Raw genomic sequence first — 25,729 nt, 5'->3', positions numbered from 1 at the left:
CTCAGTGGCAGGGGAATGCGGCGCTGTGGCGGGTGTCGTGGGCGGCGTTGTGCACGGCCTCGATGTGCGAAAAGCCGGCGAAGTACACCAGGCACAGGCCCAGCAGGCTGGCGCCGATGGCGATGACGACACGCTGGCTGAGGGTGACGGGGGTGGTAATGCTGTGTTGCTTGGCGCTGGTGACGGGCATGACGCGTTCCTCTGCTTTTTGTGGGCAACGGGCAAGCGCGGCAGCCCCGAGCGTGGCAGCCCAGGGGAATGCAACAGCGCCCGCCCACCGCGGGGTGTTCATGAACGCCAGGCCGGTCTCCGGGCTTGCGAGGAGGAGCCAGGCTCCTGGAAAGCGTCACCTTCCCATGCCGGGGATCAGGCACAGTGGTACAGACGCTTCGCTCGCTTACCGTTGCGGGGGCAGCACCGGCCTTGTCCGGCCCTGCTGGAGGGCCTGTGACGCACCGGTTTCCCGTTTCACCCCCATCGGGGGCACCTGAACGCGAGGCATAAGGAGACCATGGGGCGGGGCTGCCGTCAATTGCCAGAATCGAGTTTGCCGGCACCTCGGGTACTCTGTGCATGGCACCGGCTGCGCCAGTGTTCGCGGCTCAAGCCTACACAGGGATTGCGAAGCGCTCCCGGTCAGCCCCGGGCAAACGCCACCAGCTTGTCCCCGTCCAGTCGGTAGCGCACCCACTCATCCTGCGCTTCGGCCCCCAGCTTCTGATAGAAGCCGATAGCCGGCTCGTTCCAGTCCAGAACGCTCCATTCCAGCCGTCCGCAATTCTTCGCCACCGCCTCGCGGGCGATGTGCCGCAGCAATTGCCGCCCGGCACCGTCGCCGCGCTGCTCGGGCGTTATGTACAGGTCTTCCAGGTAGATGCCGTTGCGCCCGAGCCAGGTCGAGTAGCTATAGAAATACACGGCAAAGCCGATTGCCCGGCCATCGCGCTCGCACATCAGGCTATGCACGGTGCTGCCCTCGCCAAAAAGGCTGTGCTCGATATCGGCAACGCTCGCGATCACCTCGTGGCGGGCGCGTTCGTACTCTGCCAGCTCGGTGATGAAGGCAAGTATCTGCTCGGCGTCGGCGCGAACGGCAGGACGGATGGTGAGGCTCATGGGGCGGCTTCCTTGATCTGATGGTAACGGTACAGAGATGTGTATCTATACAATTTCGTTAAACTGTGCCGGTCGCAGAGGAGGGCGACTCCGTTAGTGTGACAGCACCCATAAAAAAAGTGGATTGCCTGCCATGCTTGCCTCTGCCGACCTGCTGACCGCCTTCGTGCTGTTCGCCTTCGTGTCTTCCATCACTCCTGGCCCCAACAACACCATGCTGCTTGCCTCTGGGGTGAATTTCGGTGTGCGTCGCTCGATCCCCCACGCCCTGGGCATCAGTGTCGGTTTCATGGTGATGGTGCTGGCTGTCGGCCTGGGCCTGGGCGAGGTGTTCAAGGCCTGGCCGGCGCTGTATACGGTATTGCGTTATACCGGTGCCGCCTACCTGCTGTACCTGGCCTGGAAGATCGCCACCTCCGGGCCGGTTGGCACAGCTTCGTCCAGTGCCCGCAAACCGCTGGGCTTCTGGGGAGCAGCGGCATTCCAGTGGGTCAACCCCAAGGCCTGGGTGATGGCAGTCGGGGCAATCACCACCTACACGCCGGCGCAGGGCTATGTGACCAACGTCATTGTCATTGCCGCCTTGTTCGCCTTGGTCAACCTGCCGAGCGTCGGGGTGTGGGTGATGTTCGGCAGCGCCCTGCGCAACTTGTTGCAGAACCCGCGCTGGCTGATGCTGTTCAATGTCCTGATGGCCTTGTTGCTGGTGATTTCACTGTACCCGCTGCTGTTTGTAGAATCAGCGTTTTCCTGACCCCGCGAGTACAGTAAGCCGATGCAGTTGATCCCCTGGTCTCACGAATGCGCCGAAGGCTTCACCCTGCGGGGCTGGCGAACCCCGGCCAGTGGCAAGCCGTTACTGCATTTTCTGCACGGCAACGGCTTCTGCTGTCTGGCCTACCAGCCATTGCTGATGCGCCTGGGCGAACATTTCGACCTGTGGCTCAGCGATGTGCAGGGCCATGGTGACAGCGACCATGGCGGGGTGTTCCGTGGCTGGAACCGGACCGCTGCGTTGGCGGTGGAGGCTTTTGCAGCCGGGCGAGGCGAGTATGGTGACGTACCGCGCTTTGCCGTCGGGCACAGCTTCGGTGGCGTGCTCACCGGCCTGATCCTGGCCAGTGAACCGCAACTGTTCGCGCGTGCCGTGCTGCTCGACCCGGTACTGTTCAGCCGGCGCATGCTGGGCGTGATGGGGATGGCAGCCCTGGTCGGCTTGCACCAGCGCCATGCCCTGGCGCGCAAGGCTGCCAGCCGTCGCAGCCACTGGCCCGACCGCGAGGCAGCCCTGGCTTCGCTGCATGGGCGGGGTATCTTCAAGGGTTGGACCGATGCGGCGCTGCGGGCCTACGTGGAGCATGCCATTGGCGACTGTGGCGAAGCGGTGGTGCTCAAGTGCCGGCCCAGCCGCGAAGTGGAAATATTCAGTTCGTTCCCCAAGCGCATGTGGGCGAGCCTGGCGGCAATCCGTACGCCCACGCGGGTGCTGTACGGCGAGCACACCTACCCCTTCGTACCGCATTCGGTAAATCGCCTGGTGGCGCTCAACCCTAAGGTCAGCGGCAGGCAGGTTGCAGGTGGGCACTGCTTCATGCAGGAGCATCCTGAGGCGTGTGCCGAAGAAGTGCAGGCCTTCCTGCTGCAGGGACCGGCGGGATAGTTTTTCCAGACAGCACCGGGCGCAAAGGCGTGAGTAATCTTGGGCTTTGCCCGAGCGTACGAACATGACCAGCAAGACCCTGCTACAGCCATCGTATCTGCAAAAACGCTACGACTACTCCTGCAAGTCAATCGAGTCACTCAGGCAGGCCCTGTACAGCACGCTTGCACCGCTGGCGGGGCGTTCACCTCTGGCTGTGGTCAGCGTGGGCTCCTATGGCCGATGCGAGGTTTCGCCTGTTTCGGACATCGACTTCTTCATCGTGCATGACACCAGTTTGCCGGCGGATCGTCTGGACGACATATTGTGCCAGGTCAGCGACCTTGTCCGGCCCATCAGCCATCCGGGAGAAAGCGACGAGGCGAAATTCGGCCGAGGGGCGTTGGCGCTGTACTCAGACGTTAGCGAACACATAGGCTGGAAATGCGAAGACAATACGGCGCTGACCAGGCGAATGCTGATGTTGCTCGAGGGCCGCGCCCTCTTCGGGCATAAGGCCTTTGCCTGGTGGCAGAATGACCTGCTGCGCCGTTATATTCCTGATGATCATGGAAGCGGGCTTGCCAGGTTCCTGCTTAACGACCTGATCCGCTACTACCGCACCCTCATGGCGAATTTCGAGGAAAAGAGGGCCGAAGGCAAGGCGTGGGGAGTACGCAACATCAAACTGCAATTTTCGCGAAAACTGCTTTTTGCAGGCGGTATCGTGGCGATTGCCGAAGTCCACGGCCTCGCTGCGCCGTCGAAGATCATGCGACTTCAACAATTGCTGGCCCTCACCCCTCTGCAACGCCTGGCATTGCTCGGTGACTCCAACCCCTACAGCGCTTCTCTGTTCGAAGACTACGCAGTGTTCCTCAAGTTGATATCCTCGGTGGAAAATCGCCGCCATCTGGATAGTCTGACCCCCGGCCAGGCCATGGCGGATCCGGTCTATCGGGAACTCAGGGGGCGGGGACAAGCCTTTTCGTTGAAGCTGGAGCATTGGTTGAGGTCGCAGTACGCGGGGCATCCGATACTTCACGCCGTCTTTTTTTGATTGTCCTTTAAATGAGACGATGCATGCCATTTTAGCCGGCTATTGCCTGATTGGTCTCACTGGTAAGGTTATCTCAACCAAGAGAGGAGCCTTCTCATGAAAACGATTCTGGGTATTCACCGCAGCCCCCACGCCCACTGGGTAGGTGATGGTTTCCCGGTGCGCAGCCTGTTCACCTACGACAACCTGGCCAGCAAGATCAGCCCGTTCCTGCTGCTGGACTATGCCGGCCCTCATGACTTCACCCCGACCAGTGCGCGGCGCGGCGTTGGCCAGCACCCGCACCGCGGCTTCGAGACCGTGACTATCGTCTACCAAGGCGAACTGGAACACCGTGACTCCACCGGCGCTGGCGGCTTGATCGGCCCTGGCGACGTGCAGTGGATGACTGCTGCCAATGGCATCATCCACGAAGAGTTCCATTCCCCAGGTTTCGCCCGTACTGGCGGTACGCTGGAGATGGTACAGCTGTGGGTCAACCTGCCGGCGCGGGACAAGCGCGCAGCGGCCGGCTACCAGACGCTGCTGGCCAAGGACATCCCGGTGGTGACGCTGGACGGCGAGGGCGGCAGCCTGCGAGTGATTGCCGGTGACTATCGTGGGCATTCGGGGCCGGCGCGGACCTTTACTGCGATGGATGTCTGGGACCTGCGCCTGAATGCCGGTGCAGCCTTGCAGCTACCGGTTGCCACCGGGCGCAATGCGGCGCTGGTGGTGTTGCGCGGCAACGTGCGGATCAACGGCGAGCGAGAAGCCGGCCCATCCAGCCTGGTGCTGTTTGACCGGGGCGGCGAGGATGTCGCGGTGGAAGCGCTGGAAGGTGCCAGCTTGCTGCTGCTAAGCGGTGAAGCGATCGATGAGCCGATCGTGGGCTATGGCCCGTTCGTGATGAACAGCCAGGCGGAAATTGCCGAGTCGTTCGACGACTTCCATGCCGGGCGGTTCGGGCAGATGCAGGAAGCGCGGGACGGTGCGGCGCATTGATCCTGGTTGATTGAATGGCTTGTCCGGCCCTATCGCCGGCAAGCCAGCTTGTATGGTTAGACTTGAAGGGAGGAGGAGGGACAAAGCCAGCTTCTGACTGTTAGCGCAGTACAGACCGTGGGAGATCTCGCCCCTCCTCCCTTTTCACCCAAGCGCCGATAAAGAATGCTTCCGGGCTCAGACCGACGAAAGACACAAGCCAGCGCCTCTGGGTGACCCTTCAAGTGCTTCAACACTATCGAGGAGAGTTGCTCATGGCAATGGTGGTTGCTGATTCAAAGCGGCTGATTGGCGTGGATGTGGCCAAAGCGGAACTGGTCATCTGGGACGATGAATCAGCAGAGCTCATAGCAATCCCCAATACCAAAGCAGCTATTAAGAAATGGCTCAAAGGCCTCTCGGGTGCGATGTCCGTGGCCATCGAGGCGACCAACATTTATCACGTTCTGTTTACGGATCTGGCCTTTGAGTTTGGGCATACGATCTACGTGGTAGATGGTTACGCCCTGAGCCATTACCGCAAAGGCGTCAACGTACGCGCTAAGACAGATGCAATTGATGCCCAGCTGTTGGCCCGCTATCTGAAGAACGAAGGACAGGACCTTACGCCTTGGGCGCCGCCACCGGCTATCTATCGACAACTTCTGAGCCTGTTTCGGCGACGTGCGGGACTGGTCCAGGCACGAACCAGCCTGTCTCAGGGATGGGCTAATGAACCGCTACTTAGAGCCGCCTTCAAGACACATCTGCGTGCGATGCAGCGGCTTGAGCTGCTGGTGGAGAAGATGATCAAGGGTCTGCTGGAAAAGGCCGGACTGATGCCTCAGGTAAAGCGCTGCATGAAGGTCGAGGGGATTGGTTTTCTAACGGCTGCACGCCTGACTGCGACGTTTCAGCGTGGCAACTTCAGCGGGGGTGATGCGTTTATCGCCTTTTTGGGTATGGATCTGAGGATTGCGCAGTCGGGGCAGAAAAAAGGGCAATCCAAGCTCACGAAGCGAGGAGACCCCGAAGCTCGACGCCTCCTTCACAACGCAGCCATGTCGGCATGCCGCACGGCAGTATGGAAATCGTACTACGAAGAGCGCCTGGCACGTGGTTTTAGCACGACAGCATCGCTTGTCATGCTCGCACGCAAATTGGCGCGAGTAGTATTTGCCCTACTGAAAAGCGGAGATGAGTATCGGTCAAAAGCCGCTTAAAAAACTTCCCTAAAACCATAGAATCTCCCACAGGTACAGCGATGCTCCCGAGATTGTCGCTGTACCTGTGGGAGCAACTGTCTTTAGAAATTTATTTTCAAGCGTGCCATTCGGGCAGGGCTTCGCTCGATACCGCGTAGCGGTGTCGCTGGCGAAGCCCGCATTTGTAGAAAATCGATCCTCGTTCGTGATCAGGGTGCGGGTACCTGAGGCTTGAGCTCTTTCCACTCCGTTCCGTCACGCAGCATTGCGTTCAGGCGCACCAGCAACACGCGCATGCACGCCACTGCGGCAACTTTTGCGCGCTTGCCTCGGGCTATCAGGGCTTCATAGCGGGTTCTAACTTCTGGGACATGCTGGATCATTGACCAGATCGACATGTAGGCCGCCTTGCGGACTCTGTAACGCCCGCCTTCGATCTTCCTCGGGCCACTCTTCTTGCCGCTGTCTTTGTTGTACGGCGCTAACCCAGCCAAGGCTGCAATTTCGCGCCCCGTCACGCTTCCCAGCTCAGGTAGGTAGGCCATGAAGGTGCCACAACTGATGACGCCAATCCCTTTCACAGACCTTAGCCGCATGGCTGTCGTGCGATCCAGCACGTTCGAGGCACGCTCAATCGCCTTGTCCAAGGCCTTAATCTGATCATTCAGGTAAGCGACATGCTCGGTATAAACGGTAATGGCCGTAGCTGAAGTGGTTTGTTTCATCCGACGCTTGTCATCATCCCGATGCTGGACAAGATTGCCACGGAGTTTGATGAGCTCTCCCAGTTCATCCCGATCTTGATTAGGCTCTATCTGCGGCAAGTCCTCGAAGTCCCTGGCAAACCGCGCCAGCATCTGGGCGTCGATCTTGTCAGTCTTGGCAATTTTGCCCATGGCACTCGCATAGTCCCGACAGCGCCTGGGGTTGACCCTGACGACGTTCAAACCCTCCAGTCGCAAGGCTTTGAATACGGCCCGTTCATAGCCACCGGTGGCTTCCAGCAAGACCCGTTCGACCTCAAGCTCGTTCAGGCATGCGATCAGTTGCGCAAAGCCCTCAGAGTCATTCCTGACCTGGAACTGGGGAATACTTTCAGGAAGAAAGCCCACATCCAGAGTCGCTTTCGAAACGTCGAGACCAACGAAGTAGGAAATCATCGCCAAGCCCTCTTACACTCAAGAAGTGAGAGCACTCTGACTTAGCCCTAGCTTGTGACTGCGAGTTCGCCACTCATTCAACTGTTCGGGCTTAGGTCAGAGTGGGAGGTGGATGGCGACTAGGCTCCCACTCGTGCTTTAGAGCACACCTGGCTTTCAGTCTGCCATCCACTGCTCTCACCCTTTCGAGTTTAAGAGACCTTGAAGACACAAGCTGGCTTGCCGGCGATAGGGCCGGTACAGGTATTACATTTGCTGGCATGATGCAGCCATGCCAAAGCTCACCCCCCTGCACGCCGTACGCCGATCATTGCCCACCCCCGGCCACCACACCTTGTGGCTGCGCTACCGTGCCCCTTACCACTGGCCCTCGACCCTGGCCTTCCTCGCTGCCCGCTGCATCCCCGGCATCGAGACCTGCCTCGACGGCACCTACCGCCGTACCCTGGTAATTGCCGGCCGACACGCCGTCTTGCACGCCACACCTTCGGGCAGCCAGTACTTGCGGGTCCGCCTTGAAGGCGTCCCGGCCCACGCGCTACCCGGCCTGACCGCCAGGCTGAGGCGGGTCTTCGACCTCGATGCCGACCCCGCGCGCATCAATGCCGAACTGTCCCGCGATCCGCTGATGGCCCGCCTGCTACAGGAGCGCCCAGGCCTGCGCGTGCCACAAGGCTGGGACGCCTGCGAACAGGCCATGCGCACTGTGCTGGGCCAGCAAGTCAGTGTGGCCGGGGCCATGACCCTGGCCGGCCGCCTGGTGCAACGCCACGGCGTGCCCTTGCGCTGGCCCGCACCTGGCCTGAGCCACGTATTCCCGGCGTTGCCGGTATTGGCAGTTGCGAAGTTCGATGGCATGGGCATGCCGCGAGCGCGCGCCGCCACCCTGGGCACGCTGGCCAATGCATTGCTCGCCGAGCCCAGGTTGCTGCGCCGCGGGCAGGTGCTGGATGAACTGCTGCGCAACCTGTGCCAGCTCAAGGGTATCGGCCCCTGGAGTGCGCACTACCTGGCATTGCGCCAGGCCGGCGCGGCCGATGCCTTGCCGCTGGGAGATGTGGCGTTGATCAAGGCGTTGCGCCTGCTCGAAGGCGAGGACGCCCAACTTGCGCAACGAGCCCTTGCATGGCGACCGTGGCGAGCCTATGCGGCACAGCATCTTTGGGCATCGCTAGGGCCTGTCGGGACCGCTCGTCGCTAAGTCTGCCATTGCGTTCGAACGCGCAGCCCGCGCAGGCAATCTTCCACTAAGGTGCTAGAGGATTCCCTGCATGATCATTGCCCAGGCGCATGAGCGCCTGCCCCGGCATGCGCAATATCAATTGGCACCTCGCCCGACAAAGGCGTACTCACACAACAGGCCATCCCAAAGAGAGGGTCGTACCATGTCGTTGATAGGAGTTTCGATGCTAGAAATGCGGCAGATGATCGAGCAGGCCTGCCTGCCCGACCGTTGCGAAGTCAGCTGCACGGATGGCGCCAACCTGACCATACGCCTGGGTCAGGGCCAGAGCCTCGACGAGGGCGTGACCCTGAGCGGGGTCCCCCTGCAAAGCCTCAACAGTTGCCGTGACCTGGTCAACCTGGTGGGGCAGCTGCACGCGCTTCGTGACAGCCACCCGGCGACACTCAAGGCGATTGCCTGAGGCGCCTGCCGCGCCCCGGTCAGCCCACGTTGGCCGGGCGCACATATTCCGGCATCAGGCCGTTGAACCAGAACAGGATCATCGCCACCAGGATGGTGACCAGCAGCAGTAACCCCACCCCCCACACGCAGGTCGCGAACAGCATGGCCTGTTCCTTCTTCAGCCGCAGGAAGGTCTGCAATCCGCCATACAGCAACACGCTGGCATACGCCGAGGCAGCCAGCAGTGCCGCCAGCGCCAGCCAGCGGATCGGTAGCAGGCCGACCACCCCGGCAAAGAACCATGGTGTGGCGCAGTAGGCGGCAAAGCCGATGCACTGGTTGAGGCTGGGCTGTGCATCGAAACCGCGCGACATCCAGCGGATCATCGTGCCCATCAACATTACCCCGACGACCGTTGTGGCGTAGAGCAAGCCCGCCAGTTGGGCGGCGCTGGTCATGCTCAGGCGCACCCGTTCCTCGGCCGCCAGGCTCCAGCCGAAGGTGGTCGTGCCGACGAACAGGCACACAGCGGGGATTAGTGCCAGGACCAACAGGCGCGGCAGATATTGCTGCGGGTGGTCTTCCTCGGCCCGGCGGATTTCCAGCCAGGCGTCGGCGGGGTGAGTGAAGAGTTTGAGCAACGGACTGTTCATTGACGTTCTCCGCGTTCTCCGGCAGGCATGGGCCCTTTTGCTATGGAGACGTGACGCGCCCGGTGGGTTCAGCCGGGTTGATCGCCGTTGATCGTCTTACAGCAGTTCCAGCAGCAGGTTCAGGCCGCCATCACCGCACTTGCCCTGGTCGCGGACCACTCCGTGGTAACTGCGCCCGTCCCAGACGAAGGCCACGCTGTGGGCGCGGTCGACCTTGTCGGGCAGGGGCGGGCAAATGTGCAGGCGCAGGCCGGGGCGGCCTTGCAGGTCGAGGGCGGCGAGTTGGCACTGGCACTCCACGCTTTGCGCCACCGGGCCGAACAGGGTGTCGCGTACGTAATCGAGCTGTAGTGAGGCATTGGGCGCGCGGCAGGGCATTTTCATAGGCGCGCGGCTCCGCTTTGAGAGGGCGGGTAATAGGGCTGGTAGGGCATGGCGGGCTCCAGGCTGAACAGGGCATGGCATATCGTTTGAAGCTTGCCTGGCCAAGATGTTCAACCTGTTTCATGCGCGTTCATCCTGTTTGCGCCGGTTACGGGCCGTTGGCCGCTTCAGCCACCGGCCTTGCGCAAGGTCAGGTTGATCCGCCGTTCACCGAGGCGCGGATGCACGCCAGGCTTGATCGGGAGCACGCCGTGAAAGCGCAGGCGGTCCTCGCCACCCCAGACCAGCACATCGCCGTGGCTCAGCGGGATGCGCTGGGTCTTGTCGGTGCGCTGCAGGCCACCGAACAGGAACACCGCCGGCAAGCCCAGCGACACCGACACGATCGGCTGGCCGAAGTCCTGCTCGTCGCGGTCCTGGTGCAGGCTCAGGCGGGTGCCCGGCAGGTAATGGTTGACCAGGCAGGCATCCGGTACGAAACCGTCGAACCCGGCCATGGTCGCAGCGCGGGCGGCCAGTTCGAGCAACACGGGGGGCAGGGCGGGCCAAGGTTTGCCGCTGAGCGGGTCGCAGGGGCTGTAGCGGTAGCCGTGTTCGTCACTGACCCAACCCAACGTGCCGCAGTTGGTCAGCCCTACCGCCATGCGCAGGCCGCCCGGGGTGTGCATGTGCCGGAACGGCGCGGCACGCAGCACCGGGCGCAGGGCATCGAGCAAGGCTTCGATCTCGGCCAGAGCGAAGCCGGGCAGCAGCACGGTGTGGCTGGCCAGGCGTTGCGGCTGGGTGCCGAACAGGTCGAGGTCGGACTGGATCATGGGTCAGGCATCGGTTGGGGTGTGGACCATTGTAATGCGCTTGGCAGGCTTGGCCTATTCGCGGGCATGCCCGCTCCCACAGGGTTGGCGCAGGCTTTGACGGCGGTGGAGCACCTGTGGGAGCGGGCGTGCCCGCGAACAAGTCGGCAAGAAAAGAAGTTCTGACAGGAAAAAAGGAACCGCGGCACCAGGGAGAGGAGCACCGCGGTTCAAGGGGGGAGCGATCTACTGCTGGGTCACAGTGGCCACGTTCGCGCTGCCCAGCTGGCTGATGGTCGCGGTCTGGGTCACACCGCTCTGGTCGACATACGCCTTGTTGCCCTGGCCTCCCTGGGTCACGTAGGCAATGTTGTAGCTGTCAACCTGCTTGATGTTGGCTTCGTTGCCGCTACCGTACAGCTGGTTGGTGTAGCTCTGGTTGCTGTAGCCGGACTGGTCCAGGTTGATGACGTTGCCGTTGCCCTGGCTGTTGCCGTAGGCATAGTTGTCGGTGCCACGCTGGTCGGCGATCAGGATGTTGTCGGTGCCGTTCTGTTCGAAGTACAGCTCGTTGTTCATGTCGGCCTGCTTGGTCTCCATTTGGTTGCCGGTGCCTTTCTGGGTCAGCGTGGCCAGCTGGTTGTCACCGTTCTGGGTCAGGTTGACGCCGTTGCCATTGCCATTCTGGTTGATGGTGGCAGTCTGGTTGGTACCGAACTGGCCGCCCATCTTGGCGCCTTTCCAGTTGCTGGCGGTGACGCTGTTGCCAGTGCCCTTGGTGTTGATGGTCAGGTTGAGGTTTTCACCGTTCTGGTAGGTGAAATGCACGTTGTTGCTACCAGTCTGGGTGATGGTGGTGGTCGAGTTGCTGGTCTCGAACTGGTCCGACCAGCTGGCGTTGGCCGTGCCCTGTTGCGACAGGCTGACCTTGTTGTTCATGCCGAAGCTCTGGTCGATATAGCCTTCGTTCATCTGGCCGGACTGGGTCACTGATGCCTGGCTGGCGGTCTGGTTGTCCTGCCACACTTCCACCGAGTTGCCGCCACCGTACTGGCCAATGCCGATGGTGCCGCCGGTGCCGTCGCGCTGGTCGCCATACGCCCAGTTGCCCGTGCCGTCCTGGTAGACCTGGATATCACCATCGACGTGGCTCAGGTGCTCGGCGGCGGCGTAGTTTTCCTGGCCGGTCTGGTTGATGCTGCTGCGGTTGTTGCTGCCACCAAAGATCTGCTCGATGAAAGCTTCGTTGCGCTGGCCGGATTGCCAGGTGGTGGCCTTGCTGCCTTCCTGGCTTTCCTGCCATACGGTCGAGGCGTTTTGCGCGCCTTGCTGGGTTTGCAGCGACTGGTTGCCCAAGCCCAGTGACTGGCTGGCGAAGGCATCGTTGTAGCTGCCGCTTGCGTGCTGGGTGACCTGGCTGCCGTTCTCGAACAGCTGGTCGGCGTAGCCGGCGTTGTATTGGCCGTTGGCGCTCTGCTGGATATCGCTGGTGCTATCCGATTGCACCGCCAGGTGGTTGTTGCCCTTGCCTGTCTGGGTCTGGGTAGCCGAAGCGAATGGCGCCAGGGACTGGCTGACTTCAGCGATGTTTTCCTTGCCATCCTGGGTCTGGGACGAGGTGCTGTCAGCAGCCATGGCCTGACCTGCGAGGGCCAGGACGATAGCGGCACTTAACGGAGCGAGCTTGTACATGGGGGTGCCTCCAGGTCTATCGGTATTGGGTTATCTGCACGTGCTGTCCATTGCCGGCCTGGGTCACGGAGCTGTTCAGGCCGGTGCCGGACTGCACGATGCTGGCGCTGTTGTCGTTGCCGATCTGCTCGATGGCCGCACTGTTGCTGCTGCCGGTCTGGCGGATCGACGCGTTGTTGCCATTCCCCTGTTGGCTGATGAGGGCCATCAGGTCACTGCCTTCCTGCAAGATGTACGCTTCCTGCGCGCCACCGGCCTGGACGATGCGGCCCAGCAGGGCCTGGCCGTTCTGGTCGAGGGCGGCGCGGTTGCCCGCGCCTTGCTGCTCGATCACCGCAGCCTGGCCGGCGCTGGCCGGCAGCAGGCGGATGATTACCGGTTCGCCGAGGTCGTTGCCGGGTGCGAGGTCGGCATTGTCCAGCAGGTCCTCGGCCCAGCAGGCCTGGCCCACCACAGCCAGGCCGAGCAGCAGGGAGTACAGGCGTCTCATTGCAACCTCCGGCCTTTACTGCACGGTTACGTTGACGGTGCGTGTGGTGCCCTGGCTGGTGGTGATCGTCGCCGTCGGTGCCGCAGTCGGGATGATCGTGGTGCTGTTGCTCACCGCCAGGCGCCAGCGGCCGGTCAGCGCCACCGTGGCGGTGCCAAGGGTCTGCACGCCGGTAGTGGTGGTTACCCGCACGGTGACGGTATTGCCGGTGGTGACCGACGAAGTACCGCTGAGGTCCCAGTTGTAACGGTTGTTGGAGCGTGCCGTGACCGTGGCGGTCGTGACCGTGAAGGTTTCGGCGGCGGGCCGTGGCGATACGTTGACGGTGACGGTGCCGGCGTTGGACAGGGCCCCCAGCGAGTCACGAGCCTGGTAGGTGAAGGTAGTGGTGAAGGCCGTGGTCACCGTGGCCGGTGGGGTGTAGGTCACCGTGGTGCCGTCGGTACTGACGGTGCCCCGGCCGGCAGCCGGCTGGGTGACGGCAGCAACGCTCAGCGGTACGTTGCCTTCCGGATCGGTGTCGTTGGCCAGCACGTTGATGGTCAAAGGCACGCCCAGGGTGGCGACCGTTTCCGGGTTGGCGGTTGGGGCCTGGTTGGGCGCCACGTTGATGGTGACCGTGGCTGGTTCCGACTTCAGGCCCTTGGCGTCCACTGCCCGGTAGCTGAAGGTGGCCACCACGGGTTGCGTGGCCCCGGCTGGCGGGGTGTAGGTGACCGAGGTGGTGCCGTTCATCACCACGCCGCCAAGACCGGTACCGGGCTGGGTGAGGTCGCTGATGGTCAGCGGTACGTTGCCATCCGGGTCGCTGTCGTTCTGCAGCAGGTTGAGGGTGATCGGGATGCCCACGCTGGTACTGCCGGTATCGGCCTGGGCCAGCGGCGGCTGGTTGGCCGCCTCGACCGGCGCGTTGCCGACCACGACTACCGGTTCGACATCGCTGCCGCCGCGTGCCGATTTCACCGTGATGGTGGCTGGTGGCTGCGGCACGTCGTTGACGGTCAGGCTCTGCAGCGTGCCCGCCTTGGACAGGCGACCGTAGCCTTGGGCGATCAGGTCCGGGACCGCCACTTCGTCACTGGAACGGGCCTCTATCAACAGGCGCTTGTTGGCCCAGTCGTAGCGTGCGGTGCCGACCTTGACCACGTCGGTGAGCTTGCTCGACAGCGCGGTCGGCTGGGTACCGCCGGCGCTGTCGCTGGCGGTGACCACCACCACTGCAGGCGGTGCTTCCTGGCCGAACTGCTGGTGGAAGAACAGCCCGTTGTTGTCGGCGGTGAGGGTGTACTGGCACGGCGAAGGCGGGGTGCCGACCAAGGCAATGCCATTGCGCATGCACAGGCTGGCTGTGCTGGGCGCCTTGGCGAACACTTCCGTACGGGTGCCGGTGGCATTGCGCGAATAGGTGGCGCGTTCCAGGCTGACCGGGGTCTGGGCCCGTTGGTCGAGTACCTTGCCTGAAACAGTGAAGGTGTTGGTCTGGATGGTGCCAGCGGGGCCTTGAATGCGCACGAAGTTGGTATTGAAGGGGCTGCCGGTCACCGCCTCGGTGATATTGGGGTCGCCGATGTAGGTTTCGATGGCGCCGGTATCGGGGTTGACCTCGGTGTAAGGCCCGCCAACACCCTTCAGCCAAGGGCCGATCGCCCCCGCCAGCGCTCCCCGGAAGTTGCCTGGTGCGCCAATGCCAATGTCCCGGGTGATGTTGATCGCCCGACGCCCCGCCGTGGTGACGTTGACCGTCTCCACCCCGTAGGGATGGGTGATGGTGTAGGTACCGGTACTTGGGACCGAAGCACGGATGCGGATCCGGGCGAAGCTTTGCTGGTCACCATCGACAGGGTTTTCGGCGGCGAAGGCAGCCTCCACCCCGGCTACATAAACCTCCAGTTCATAGCCGCTGTTGCCGACCTGCGGAATGGCGGTTTCCGCCAGGAACCAGAACATCTCGGGCGGCCAGTTGTCCGGGAACACCAGCGGCAGGGCATCGTCATAGATGCCAGGCTCGGGCAACAAGGTACACATGTACGCCGGTGCCCCCGGCGCGCCTGGCGCACGCGTACTGGTAGCACGGGATTGGCACAGCTCCAGGGACTGGTCGAGGCTGTCCTTGTACCACATCGGATAGCCACCGGTGGCGAAGGTGTAGGGCCCCGGGTCGACATCGGACAGCGCGGCAAACGCGGCGCTGGTAACGGTAAGGGAGAAACCGGCGGCCAACAGCGCACGGCGCGACCAAGTGTTCATGCTGCCTCCTTGAAGGCTGAGCCTTTGTCTGTTCATGGCACCAGCACCACGTCTTCGGTGTCGCTACCGCCGTTGGTACTGGTGACCTGCACCTTGGCCGGCGGGATCGGCGACAGGCTGGTGCTCAGCGTCTTCACGGCACCTGTGCCGCTCAGGTTGCCGATCAGCGCGCCGTTGCCGGTGTGTGCGGTGAGCACTGGCGGCGTGGTTTCGTCGCTGGTGCTGGCCACCAAGGTCAGCTCGCCGGTGGACAGACGGAACTGGGCCTGGGTGATAACGACCAGGTCGGTCAGCGGTACATTGGCGGTGGTCAGGCTGCTGGCAGGGATCGCCACGCTGTTGTCGGCGGTCAGCGTCAGGATCGTCCCGGCGGCCGGGTCGAGCACCGACTGGGCGTACCAGGCACCGGTACCGTTGGCCTCGGTGAGGTTCAGGTTGGGTGTCTGGCTGGTCAGGGTGACGCTGGCCGGTGGCGGCGGGGCCATCACGAAGATGTCCTGCTGGGCGCGCAGGTCGCCGTTCTCGGTATGCCGCGAGTAGGTACTGCGTTGCGGCATCAGCGGGGTTGGCAGGGTCACTTCGGAAAGCTTGCCCGAAACCGCGAACAGCTCGGTGCGCAGGTCGATGCCGCCGGGGCCTTCGATGCGCACGTAGTTGGTATTGAAGGGGCTGCCGGTCACCCGTTCTTCCAGGTTCGGGTCGCCGATGAAGCGCTCGCTGCCTTCGGTGTAGGGGCCGTTGACACTGCGCAGGAACGGCCCGACATCGCCTTTCAGGGCGCCGGTGAAGTCGCCTGCGCCGGCAATGCCGATGTCGCGGGTCATGTTGATCGCCCGGCGCCCGGGCGCAGGTACGTCGAACACTTCGACGCCGTAGGGGTGAGTGACCACGTAGGTGCCGGCGGTTGGCACGTCGACCCGGATACGCACCCGGGCGAAGCTGACCTGGTCGCCGTCGACCGGTTCTTCGGCGGCAAATGCCGCTTCGATCGCGGTGCCGTAGCTGAGGTCGATGCCGCGAGTGGCGTCGACGATGGCGGCATCGGCGGTGAACCAGAAAGCTTCGTCAGGGAAGTTGGTGGGGAAGACGATGGGTTGGGTATCGTCGAACACGCCGGGGGTGGGCAGCAGCGTGCACATGTACGAAGGTGCGCCGGGTGCGCCAGGCACACGCGAGCTGACCGCCTTTGTCAGGCACAGGTCGAGGGTACGACCGTGACTGTCCTGGTACCAGGCTGGGAAACCACCGTTGGCGGGAACATAGGCGCCTGGATCGACAGCGTTCAAGGCAGCCTGCGCCGGGAGTTGGAGCATGCCGGCGAAAATGGCCAATGCCAGCGGGTGGGGTATCGGTCGGTGCATGAGACATTTCCTCCTGCAAACGGGCCCATGGACTTGGGGCGTCTGGCAGGAGATCGGCAATAGGCGTGCCAAGGCAGAAAAAATGTGCTGCAGCCCTTGCAGGGCAAGGGATCCATTTCTCTTGCAAGGGCGATTGCAGGGGGTGGGCCGTTGGGTACCGTGTCCCCAACGTTGGGGACTGGGGCAGGTGGTACCGACCCATTCGTAGCATCAGCTACCCGGTCGGTGCACCTTCGATCTCGACGTACGTAACTTGCGTGGCTTTTTCTCTGGTCGCTTGCCGGGTTTGAGTTGCCAGCGATCGGCATTGGCGAGCAGGCGCTTCTGGATCTCAGGTGGGTAGTCGCTCAGCGCTGTCACCGCTGGGACGGGCTTACCGGGCATGCCAGCTTCGCGGATAACCTTCGGCCAGCGCGGTCGCCAGCACAACAGCAAGCTCAGCCAATGGCCGGTGCCGATAATGACGAAGGCGGGCCAAACCAGGAGCAGGACGACTTTGAACAGCCAACTGCTTTTCCGGAAGAAACGACCCAATCCTTCGAACTGGGCGCTGAATGCCTGGACGGGCGAGGGGAGTTGGGTGCTCAGACGGGGGTCCAAGTATCGTCCTGCCTGGCCAGCGCTGCGCTGCGGATTCAATGGCTGCCCGCTACGAGCGGCTTCACTCAGGCGAATGTCGACAGCTGTCTCATGTACCGAAGCAAACAGAGTCAGGCGCAGGCCATGGTGCAGGGCACGGTCCAGACTGTTGGGGGCTCCGGTACGAAGCACTTGTCGGCCCAGCGCCACGTACCAGGCGTATAGGCCGATGCTGGCGTGGCTGTTTCTGTTCTGCAGTTCTTCATATAAAGCGTTGGCGCGCCCGAAAGCATTCGCCGCAATGTGCGCTTGTCGGACAAGTGACTCACGCAGCACGAACCATGATTCCGACGGAGGTTTGGCCATGGCCGCTTCCCGTAGCGCCGCGAGCGCATCACGAATGTCATCCTGGTTGTACGTGATACCCCGTATCGCCAGGTTGCTCCGATCAGCAACATCACTGCGCCACCAGTGGTCCAGCACCGTCGTTCCCCATTCACTGAGCTCCATGCCGATAACGCATTGGCCGGTCTGCTCGGCAAAGGCCAGGCCATTGATCAGGTCAGCATTGTCGTAACGGTCCAGGGCCTTTAGTAGGCGTTCACTGATCAACCAGCGGGCATGATCCTTGGCCCGATCCTCTGACTCCTGGTGGGCCTGTTGCATGGCTTGCTCGAAACTTTCCAGCTGATCGTGCATCGCCTGACGGTCGACCAGATGGCCATATTTCTGGTCGAACTTCTTGCTGAATTCACCGGTATCCTGACGGTCCTGGACCTTGGCGCGCACGCCGCGCTCGAACTTCTCAAGGTGTGGTCTCATCCGCTCATCATGCGCATCGGCCTGTTGTCTGGCCCGATCGGAAAATGCATAGAACTCAACCGGCGTGGCCGGCTGGTTGCGAATGGTCTCGGCCATGACTTCGCGTTTGACGATCCGGTCGGCCATCATCTGCGGATAGAGCTTCTCGATCTCCAGGAACGATTGCGCGACCAGCAGCCTGCGCTCGTTATCCACGCCTGGTTCTACGCCGCGCCGCAGCCACTTGGTCTTTACGTCGTCGACGGCAGCATTGCGCCAGGCATTGAGCTCTTGGGTGATACCGATGGCGTCTTCGATGACGATTGCGGCGCCGCGGGGTTTGGTTTGATTAACCAGAGGTGCCAGGGCTTGTCGTGACGCATGCGGCGAGACGATCTGGTCGTTGTTGAACGGCTGCAGGTCCAGCAGTGCTTTCAGGTCGGAATCCTCCTGGGCTTTGAAATCGGCGACCCAGCCAAGTTGATCGTGCTTGAGTACATGGGCTTGCGGCGGTGCATCGGAGGGCTGGATTAATCGGGCGATATCGATGGCCGGCAGACTACTGCGATATTCGTCCTCAAGTAGGCGATAGTTATCGAGCATACGTGGGGTCAGTGGAGAGGGGCTGAACAAAGGGCGCAGTTCCTGGATGTCATCCAGATCGTAAAGAGTGATAGTCCAGCCAAAGCCGCGAATGATCTCCTCCAGGTTGGCGGCGTTGGGAGCGGATTCCCAAGGCGCGTCTGCGCTGATGTAAAGCAGAGAGCCGTTGGGGGCAACGCGGTACTGGCTGTGCCATTGATAGGCCGATTCGCTGTGACGCTTGATCAGCAGGTAGAGGAAGCCTTCGCGCAAAGGGCGGATGGCATAGCCAGAATCGGTCAGCTCGCCGACATCCTGAAAGGGGCTGAGGTAGTCCGGCAATTTGGGCAGGCGGGTACGTTGTGCCGGATTGCCACCGACGGCGGCATAGCGCAGGGGCAGCAGTTCGAAACGGCGTGTGCAGTTGGCGACAGGGCTGTTGCGCAAGGCAGGGCGGTAGCCAGTGGTGATGCGTCTGCAAAGTTCGAGGGTTTCGGTGACCGAGTCCATGGCTGTGTACCTCATTTCTTGGCGCGCAGGCATCGCTGCACGTTGTCCATCAAGGATGTTTGCTGTTCGCGTGTTGCGACAATCGCGTCCTGCCAGGCTTGCGAGCTACTGAGTTGTTCACCGTGGCGAGCTAGTACGAGCACATAGCTGATGAGGTCTTCCTCACGGTCCAAGCCTTGCTCGCGCGCCTGATCCAGTTAGTGTTGGATCAAACCAACCCTTGTTCCGTGGCAAGCAGTGGCGAAGGCCGCACAAGACGGCTCGTCCTTGATCAACTCGGCAAGTTGATAGCTCAGCGGGTCTCCCGCCAATTCAGCCCAACATTCTTCGTTTAGCGTGATTTGTGGGAGGTGCAGGGGCGGAGGCTGATCAGCACCGGATACTTGTAGCCACAACCGCTTGTTCGGGTGCGCTACAGGCGACCACCAGTGATGGATGGGAGCTAGCCATTCGCTTATCCCTGGCAGCTCACGATATGTATCCAGCACTCGCAAAGCTGCAGCGTTGTGGAAACGCAGGAGGTACAAATGGCCGTCTGCTCCCGTCACGATGTTGGCGTGGCTAAGATGCTGGGCAAGTTGGGCAGTTGGTAACGCACTGACGATCCAGCCGCAAACCGCGCCCGAAGCAAGCTGTTCGAGTTGCCATTGAAAATCGTACTGGGCCGACACATCGGAGCCTAGCCGCGACCCGAACAGCCAAGGGCCTGCTGTTCGCAGGTTGTGGAATTGGGTTTGTTGCAATAGTGGCCAGCAGCGATCTTCATAGTGCCGGGTCAACTTTTCCTGCACGCTGGTTGACAGCTTGGCCATTTCCACGATCGCGCTCAGACGATAGCGGTCGGAGGTACGCAGCACCTCCACCATAGTTCTGATAAATGGGCTTGGCATCAGCTTGCTCCTTCCATGCGAATCATGTTGTGGCCATCCGCGATCGCTTTCAGCAAGCAGCTGAGGCAAATGGGCTCGCCGGGCTCTGGTACGCCGAAGGTCGATGTCATGTGCTGGCTGCATTTGGCCTGCTGACTCACAGGCCCTTTGAAGGCCAGTGCCAGTCCGTCCAACGTGATACCGGCACGATCTATGCGCAGCAACCCGGCCGGACTCCTGATAGTCAGGCTTTCGCTGACCTGGATGTCATAGACCTTGGTTGTGTGGCGGATGGCTTCCCCGGTCTGCAAGGTGTTGTGACCGGCCACGCTCTGTTCCAGGTGACCGCCAATTTCTACCGTGTGATTGGCTGTGGTGATGTCCTGGCGGTGGTTGCCGACCTGTTCGATCCGGTCCAGGCCGGTGATGATGGTATGAGTCCGGCCAATGGTCAGGGTGTCGTCGTTGCCTATTTGGTGGGTCCGGTCCTGACCGATATTGACGGACTCGTCCCGGGCAATCTCTTCCCGGCGGTCCTGGCCAATCGAAAGGGTCTCATCCCTTTCGACACGCTCGGTGCGGTCGTTCCCGACTTGCGTGGTTTCATCATGTTTGACGATGTTGTTCTGGTCTCTTTCTGCGTGGATGAAGACTTCCTGTCGTCCCAGTTCGTCCTCGAAGCGCAGCTCGTTGAAGCCATCGCCTTTGTGGGTCTGGCTCTTGATGGTCATGCGGGTCTTGTGTTCGGGCAGGTCATACGGCGGCAGTTGGTCGCCGCAATAGGTACGCCCGGTGATCATCGGCTGGTCGGGGTCGGCGTTGACGTACTGGATGATCACGTCCTGGCCGATGCGCGGGATAGCCATCGAACCCCAGCTACCGCCGGCCCAGCCTTGCGACACGCGCACCCAGCAGGAGCTGAACTCGTTGTTCTCGCTCTCCCGGTCCCAGGGGAAGCTCACCTTGACCCGGCCCCACTCGTCGCAGTAGATCTCTTCCCCGGGCGGCCCGACGACCGTGGCCATGTGCGGGCCGTCGATGCGTGGCTTGGGCAGTGGCGCCGGACGCCATTCGATCCGGCCGGGCACCAGCACGGCTTCCTGCGAGTAGCGCGTTCCTTGTTCGGCCCCGGCAGCTTCTTCCTGCAGGCTGGTGAACTGGCTGCCCTCGTGATGTACACGCATCACACGCCAATGGGCGTTGAGGTCTTTGCGCGGGTGTTCGATGAGGGTAAAGCTCAGCCCCGGTTGCAGGCGTACATCGTCACCCTCGACTTCGGCAATACGGGCGTCATGGCGCAGGGCCGTCAGGCGGGTAGTGGTAAAGGGTACACCGACCGCATCGCGCTTGTAGCGGCCGGGGTAGTCGAAGCGCTCATAGTCCCGGGACTGATGGGTGATGCTACTGTCACCTGCGCGGTGTTCCTGCCGGTACTGCGGGTTGGTGAAGGTGTAGTCCCGCTGCACCTGACGTGCAGTGCGCACCTGTTCGCTGTAACGCAGGCGGCGCAGACAAGGCCTGGCCTGGTCGCCACCGCTGTTGGCGCGGTACAGCACCTGGTCGGGGCCAATGTCGTCTTCGTCGAAGAAGTCTTCATCCTCGTCGTCGGCCTTGATCGCGCTCCTGCTGATCTGTCCCAGCGCCAGCAGTCGGTCGGTGATGACCAGCTGGTGGTGTTTCGGCGTGTGCTCGAAGCGATAGACGAAACCCTCTTCCCCCGCCAGGCGGGCGATGAAGTCGAGGTCCGTTTCACCGGCCTGTACGCAGAACTCGCGCACCTGATGCTCGCCCATGCTGTTGATTTCGAAACGGGCAATGCCCTGGCGCCTGAGCATCAATTCGAGAATCTGCGGCACGGTCTTCTGCTGGAAGATGCGCCAGTTCGAACGCAAGCAGGCACGGGCCAGCACGGGCTCGACCAATGCGCGGTAACGGGTGCGATAGAACCCCGTCTCACCCTGGCTGAAACTGCTGACCAGGCCGTGCACATAGCGCAGGGGGCGCTCACCGCGCCAGATCGTGAACAGCACTGGCTGGTCGAGCAACTGGCCGAAGTCGACCTCGTCTTCAAAACTGATCAATTCCAGTTTCAGCTGGAACGGTGAGCTGATCATTTCGTCGAGTTCGAACGAAACCACCTCGAAGTCAATCTGGCCAGCCAGCGGCTGGAAGGTGAAGCGCAAGTCGGATTGGCTAGGCATGCGGATCCCCTTTGCTACTGCTGCAAAATGCCGTTAAGCGACTCCAGCACCTCGGCGGTGATCAAGCTCAGGCGGTAGCTGTAGTAGCAGTAGGCGCAGACCATGGCGATGGCGGAGATCACCAACGGGCTCCACCAGGGCCATTCCCGACGCCGCATACGGTGGGGGCGATGGACCACGTTGGTATAGGGATCGCCCGGGAATTCCGGCGTGGGGCCGCGCAGTTCACGAATGACCTTGTGCATCCGCGAAATCAGGGCGTTGATGATTTCATCGCACTTCGGGTCCAGGGCGTACTTGCCCTTCAGGCCCAGGCAAAAGCAGAAGTACAGGAACTCCAGCACATCCTGGAACTCCTCCGGAGACTGCATCAACCGCTCCAGCAACACGAAGATCTTCTCGCCACCCTGGGTTTCGCCATGGAAGATGCTGAGCAGCGGTTCGTGGCTCCAGCACGAATTGTTCCCCCAGGGCCGACTCATCACGGCCTCGTCCAGGTAAAGGCACAAGGCATAGGAATAGGCTTCGAGGTGCACAGAGGAATAACCGTGCTGCTGTATTTCCTCGCGGATTGTGCTGACCTGAATCTGCAGGGTCTTGTGCACCTGTTCGATGTTGGGCAGGTCATCCAGCGTACGCAGGCGTATGACCAGGCCGAACAGCGGGTTGGCCGCGTCGAGCATCAGGTTGGCGAAGCCGCCGCGTAGCTGGAAGTCCGGGTCGGCTGAGTAGCCAGGAAGATCCATGGCTTGCCCGGATTCGGTGCTGGAGCGAGGTAGCGGGTTCCCTTGGATATCCTCCAGCAGGACCGGCTTTTTCTTCCTGTGTAGTGTTTTCACAGTGACATCGGGCTCATCGGACATCCTTAATCCTCGTTTGTCGGCGCGCCATCGCTGCATGGTGGCATGGAGTATCCACGCGGCTAGTCGCAGGCATTTGGCTGAAGCCCGAACGTAAACCAGGAATCAATCTATCGGGAATCCCGAAACGTCCGATGCGATCGTAGGAAGATTCTTCTTTTGTGCATTTCAGAATCTGAAGATGCAGCTCAAAGCGTCCTTAGTGTGAAAAATACCCTTGGCTGGATGCATAGGCTTAGGAGCATCTTTTATGGCAGGCAAGCACGGCATGAAACCGGTTTCAAAACATTTCTGAACGCGCTAGATTATCCGGCTGTTTTTTTGATGGCCCATCAAGACCCCCCCATATTGAAAATCAGATGGCGCTTTTCAAGGCCGCACACAGCCGATGAGGATTCGCAATGCCTGAGCATGCCCCCGACAATCCGCGCAGGGACTTTCTGCGCAAGACCTTGACCTTGATCCCTGTGGTCACAGTGGCCAGCACGGGGCTTGGCGTGGGTGCCAGTCAGCTGCTTGCGGCCCCGCAACACGAGCCCAAAGTGCCGGCCACGCCGCCTGTGGGCAACTACCAGCCGACTTTCTTCACTGCCGAGGAGTGGGCCTTCGTGCAGGCTGCCGTCTCGCGCATCATCCCGGCCGACGAACTTGGCCCTGGCGCACTTGAAGCCGGCGCTGCCGAATTCATCGACCGGCAGATGAACACCCCCTACGCAACTGGCGCGCAGTGGTACATGCAAGGCCCTTTCAAGGCCGACGCCGCGCCCGAACTGGGGTACCAGCTGCAACTCAGCCCGCAACAGATCTACCGCCTGGGCATCGCCGCCGTGGATGGCTGGTGCAAGGCCAATTCCGGGCAAGTTTTTGCTGCGCAAGATAGCGCTACCCGAGACCGCATTCTCAGCAAGATCGAGGCTGGAGAGCTGGTTTTCGACGCCGTGCCAGCCAAGGTGTTCTTCAGCCTGCTGGTGCAGAACACCCGTGAAGGGTTCTTCTGCGACCCGATCCATGGCGGCAACAAAGGCATGGTCGGCTGGACCCAGATCGGCTTCCCCGGCGCCCGTGCCGATTTCATGGATTGGGTCGAGCGCAACGAGCCTTACCCGTTCCCCGCTGTTTCGATCCGTGGCGAGAGGGCCTGAGGCATGACGACCGTGATGAAGAAAGTGGACGCGGTGATCGTGGGCTTCGGCTGGGCCGGCGCGATCATGGCCAAGGAACTGACCGAGGCGGGGCTGCAAGTGCTGGCCCTGGAGCGGGGGCCGATGCAGGACACCTACCCGGAAGGCAGCTACCCGCAGGTGATCGACGAGCTGACCTACAGCGTGCGCAAGAAGCTGTTCGTCGATGTGTCCAAAGAGACCGTCACCATCCGCCACGGCATGAACGACGTGGCGCTGCCCAATCGCCAGCTCGGTGCCTTCCTGCCGGGCAAAGGTGTAGGTGGCGCAGGCCTGCACTGGTCTGGCGTGCACTTCCGGGTAGACCCGATGGAGGTGCGCATGCGCAGCCACTACGAAGAACGCTACGGGCGCAAGTTCATCCCCGAAGACATGACTATCCAGGACTTCGGGGTCAGCTACGAAGAACTGGAACCGCACTTCGACTTCGCCGAGAAGGTGTTCGGTACCTCTGGCCAGGCCTGGACCGTCAACGGCCAGGTCGTTGGCGAAGGGAAGGGCGGCAACCCCTATGCGCCAGACCGTTCCAGCCCGTTCCCGCTGCCTTCGCAGAAAAACGTGGTGTCGGCCAGGCTGTTCGAAAAGGCGGCGGCCAGCCTGGGCTACAAGCCCTACAACCTGCCCTCGGCCAACACCTCCGGCTCGTACACCAACCCGTACGGGGCGCAGATGGGGCCATGCAACTTCTGCGGTTTCTGCAGCGGCTACGTGTGCTACATGTACTCCAAGGCCTCGCCCAACGTGAACATCCTGCCGGCGCTGCGTCAGGTGCCGAACTTCGAATTGCGGCCCAACGCTCATGTGCTGCGGGTGAACCTGGACGACAGCAAGCGCAAGGCCACCGGCGTCACCTACATCGACGCCCAGGGGCGGGAAGTGGAGCAGCCGGCGGACCTGGTGATCCTGGCGGCGTTCCAGTTCAACAACGTACGCCTGATGCTGCTGTCCGGCATCGGCAAACCGTACGACCCCATCAGGAACGAAGGCGTGGTCGGGCGTAACTTCGCCTACCAGAACATGGGCACGGTCAAGGCGTTCTTCGACAAGGACACCTACACCAACAACTTCATCGGCGCCGGTGGCAATGGCATCGCCATCGATGACTTCAACGCCGACAACTTCGACCATGGCCCGCACGGCTTCGTCGGTGGCTCGCCGATGTGGGTGAACCAGGCCGGCACACGGCCGATTGCCGGCGGCGCCACCCCGCCTGGCACACCGGCCTGGGGCAGCGCCTGGAAGAAGGCCACCGCCGATTACTACACCCACCAGGTGTCGATGGACGCCCACGGCGCCCACCAGTCCTACCGTGGCAACTACCTGGACCTCGACCCGACCTACCGCGACGCCTACGGCCAGCCGCTGCTGCGCATGACCTTCGACTGGCAGGAAAACGACATCAGGATGAACCAGTTCATGGTCGACAAGCTGAGCAAGATCGCCCAGGCGATGAACCCCAAGACCATTGCCGTGCTGGGCAAGAAGGTCAAGGACCACTTCAACACCGCCAGCTACCAGACCACCCACCTGAACGGCGGCGCGATCATGGGCACCGACCCGAAGACCAGTGCCCTGAACCGCTACCTGCAAAGCTGGGACGTGCACAACGTGTTCGTTCCGGGGGCTTCGGCGTTCCCCCAAGGGTTGGGCTACAACCCGACCGGGCTGGTGGCTGCGCTGACCTACTGGTCAGCCCGCGCCATCCGCGAGCAGTACCTGAAAAACCCTGGCCCGCTGGTTCAGGCTTGAGGAGCG

At 61.9% G+C, this 25,729-nt stretch carries 22 protein-coding genes, 1 pseudogene and 1 riboswitch; of the genes and pseudogenes, 9 read left to right on the top strand and 14 right to left on the bottom strand.

All coding sequences use genetic code 11. The features are described from left to right. Window position 1 precedes the first annotated feature (1 nt). A complete protein-coding gene (locus tag KDB76_RS16430) occupies window positions 2-190 on the bottom strand; it encodes a CbtB domain-containing protein (RefSeq protein ID WP_003258255.1) in 189 nt (62 codons plus the stop codon). A gap of 92 nt (window positions 191-282) precedes the next feature. Further along, a riboswitch (cobalamin riboswitch) is annotated at window positions 283-506 on the bottom strand. Between the two features lie 130 nt (window positions 507-636). Then, on the bottom strand, window positions 637-1,116 hold the full coding sequence (locus KDB76_RS16425) for a GNAT family N-acetyltransferase (RefSeq protein WP_023662847.1): 480 nt from the start codon (window positions 1,114-1,116) through the stop codon (window positions 637-639). A gap of 133 nt (window positions 1,117-1,249) precedes the next feature. Between KDB76_RS16425 and KDB76_RS16420 the strand changes: the two genes are divergently transcribed. From KDB76_RS16420 to KDB76_RS16400, 5 genes are all read left to right on the top strand, one after another. Further along, a complete protein-coding gene (locus KDB76_RS16420) occupies window positions 1,250-1,870 on the top strand; it encodes a LysE family translocator (RefSeq protein ID WP_015270522.1) in 621 nt (206 codons plus the stop codon). A 21-nt stretch (window positions 1,871-1,891) separates the two neighbouring features. Further along, entirely contained in the window at window positions 1,892-2,776 is an 885-nt protein-coding gene (locus KDB76_RS16415; RefSeq protein WP_013972786.1) for an alpha/beta hydrolase, read from the top strand. Between the two features lie 64 nt (window positions 2,777-2,840). Next, a complete protein-coding gene (locus tag KDB76_RS16410) occupies window positions 2,841-3,815 on the top strand; it encodes a hypothetical protein (protein WP_013972785.1) in 975 nt (324 codons plus the stop codon). A 96-nt stretch (window positions 3,816-3,911) separates the two neighbouring features. Beyond that, window positions 3,912-4,799 carry a pirin family protein gene (locus tag KDB76_RS16405; RefSeq protein ID WP_038409697.1) on the top strand — a complete coding sequence of 296 codons (888 nt, stop codon included), beginning with the start codon at window positions 3,912-3,914 and terminating at the stop codon, window positions 4,797-4,799. Window positions 4,800-5,053: 254 nt separating this feature from the next. Beyond that, on the top strand, window positions 5,054-6,001 hold the full coding sequence (locus KDB76_RS16400; protein ID WP_038408539.1) for an IS110 family transposase: 948 nt from the start codon (window positions 5,054-5,056) through the stop codon (window positions 5,999-6,001). A 191-nt stretch (window positions 6,002-6,192) separates the two neighbouring features. Here KDB76_RS16400 and KDB76_RS16395 read toward each other — a convergent pair whose 3' ends face one another. Beyond that, window positions 6,193-7,143 carry an IS110 family transposase gene (locus KDB76_RS16395; protein WP_013970357.1) on the bottom strand — a complete coding sequence of 317 codons (951 nt, stop codon included), beginning with the start codon at window positions 7,141-7,143 and terminating at the stop codon, window positions 6,193-6,195. A gap of 271 nt (window positions 7,144-7,414) precedes the next feature. On the opposite strand from KDB76_RS16395, the gene KDB76_RS16390 reads away from it, so the two are divergent. Then, on the top strand, window positions 7,415-8,344 hold the full coding sequence (locus tag KDB76_RS16390) for an AlkA N-terminal domain-containing protein (protein ID WP_013972783.1): 930 nt from the start codon (window positions 7,415-7,417) through the stop codon (window positions 8,342-8,344). 184 nt (window positions 8,345-8,528) lie between these two features. Continuing rightward, window positions 8,529-8,789: a DUF1652 domain-containing protein gene (locus tag KDB76_RS16385; protein WP_024087193.1), complete on the top strand. Its 261-nt coding sequence runs from the start codon at window positions 8,529-8,531 to the stop codon at window positions 8,787-8,789. A gap of 19 nt (window positions 8,790-8,808) precedes the next feature. Here KDB76_RS16385 and KDB76_RS16380 read toward each other — a convergent pair whose 3' ends face one another. The 11 genes and pseudogenes from KDB76_RS16380 to icmH all read right to left on the bottom strand — a co-directional run bounded on the left by KDB76_RS16380 (window position 8,809) and on the right by icmH (window position 22,796). Beyond that, entirely contained in the window at window positions 8,809-9,423 is a 615-nt protein-coding gene (locus KDB76_RS16380; protein WP_013972781.1) for a Yip1 family protein, read from the bottom strand. A gap of 96 nt (window positions 9,424-9,519) precedes the next feature. Further along, window positions 9,520-9,807, bottom strand: coding sequence for a hypothetical protein (locus KDB76_RS16375; protein ID WP_013972780.1), 288 nt, complete (start codon window positions 9,805-9,807; stop codon window positions 9,520-9,522). A 167-nt stretch (window positions 9,808-9,974) separates the two neighbouring features. Further along, entirely contained in the window at window positions 9,975-10,622 is a 648-nt protein-coding gene (gene alkB / locus KDB76_RS16370; RefSeq protein ID WP_013972779.1) for a DNA oxidative demethylase AlkB, read from the bottom strand. 225 nt (window positions 10,623-10,847) lie between these two features. Then, the gene (locus tag KDB76_RS16365) at window positions 10,848-12,293 is read right to left on the bottom strand and encodes a curlin (RefSeq protein ID WP_013972778.1); all 1,446 of its coding nucleotides are present in this window, start codon (window positions 12,291-12,293) and stop codon (window positions 10,848-10,850) included. A gap of 16 nt (window positions 12,294-12,309) precedes the next feature. Beyond that, window positions 12,310-12,783, bottom strand: a complete 474-nt coding sequence (locus tag KDB76_RS16360) for a curlin (RefSeq protein ID WP_013972777.1) — start codon at window positions 12,781-12,783, stop codon at window positions 12,310-12,312. Window positions 12,784-12,798: 15 nt separating this feature from the next. Beyond that, window positions 12,799-15,030 (bottom strand): Ig-like domain-containing protein, encoded by a 2,232-nt coding sequence (locus tag KDB76_RS16355; protein WP_013972776.1) that lies wholly within the window; start codon window positions 15,028-15,030, stop codon window positions 12,799-12,801. A 32-nt stretch (window positions 15,031-15,062) separates the two neighbouring features. Next, entirely contained in the window at window positions 15,063-16,391 is a 1,329-nt protein-coding gene (locus KDB76_RS16350) for a hypothetical protein (protein ID WP_023662458.1), read from the bottom strand. 210 nt (window positions 16,392-16,601) lie between these two features. Next, window positions 16,602-18,863 (bottom strand): T6SS effector BTH_I2691 family protein, encoded by a 2,262-nt coding sequence (locus KDB76_RS16340; RefSeq protein ID WP_235208003.1) that lies wholly within the window; start codon window positions 18,861-18,863, stop codon window positions 16,602-16,604. Between the two features lie 11 nt (window positions 18,864-18,874). After that, window positions 18,875-19,753 (bottom strand): annotated as a pseudogene (locus tag KDB76_RS16335) (DUF4123 domain-containing protein). After that, window positions 19,753-21,933, bottom strand: coding sequence for a type VI secretion system tip protein TssI/VgrG (tssI, locus tag KDB76_RS16330; RefSeq protein ID WP_212632162.1), 2,181 nt, complete (start codon window positions 21,931-21,933; stop codon window positions 19,753-19,755). Before tssI ends, KDB76_RS16335 begins: the two are co-directional and overlap by 1 nt. A 14-nt stretch (window positions 21,934-21,947) precedes the next feature. Beyond that, window positions 21,948-22,796: a type IVB secretion system protein IcmH/DotU gene (icmH, locus tag KDB76_RS16325; RefSeq protein WP_212632161.1), complete on the bottom strand. Its 849-nt coding sequence runs from the start codon at window positions 22,794-22,796 to the stop codon at window positions 21,948-21,950. Between the two features lie 398 nt (window positions 22,797-23,194). Between icmH and KDB76_RS16320 the strand changes: the two genes are divergently transcribed. Further along, window positions 23,195-23,935: a gluconate 2-dehydrogenase subunit 3 family protein gene (locus tag KDB76_RS16320; RefSeq protein WP_024087189.1), complete on the top strand. Its 741-nt coding sequence runs from the start codon at window positions 23,195-23,197 to the stop codon at window positions 23,933-23,935. A gap of 3 nt (window positions 23,936-23,938) precedes the next feature. Beyond that, window positions 23,939-25,723 (top strand): GMC family oxidoreductase, encoded by a 1,785-nt coding sequence (locus tag KDB76_RS16315; RefSeq protein ID WP_038409693.1) that lies wholly within the window; start codon window positions 23,939-23,941, stop codon window positions 25,721-25,723. Window positions 25,724-25,729 lie beyond the last annotated feature (6 nt).

Source organism: Pseudomonas sp. JS425 (assembly GCF_018223845.1).
Classification (GTDB): domain Bacteria; phylum Pseudomonadota; class Gammaproteobacteria; order Pseudomonadales; family Pseudomonadaceae; genus Aquipseudomonas; species Aquipseudomonas asiatica.
The sequence above is the reverse complement of the archived record's forward strand: the minus strand, read 5'-3'. Positions and strand labels throughout refer to the sequence as shown.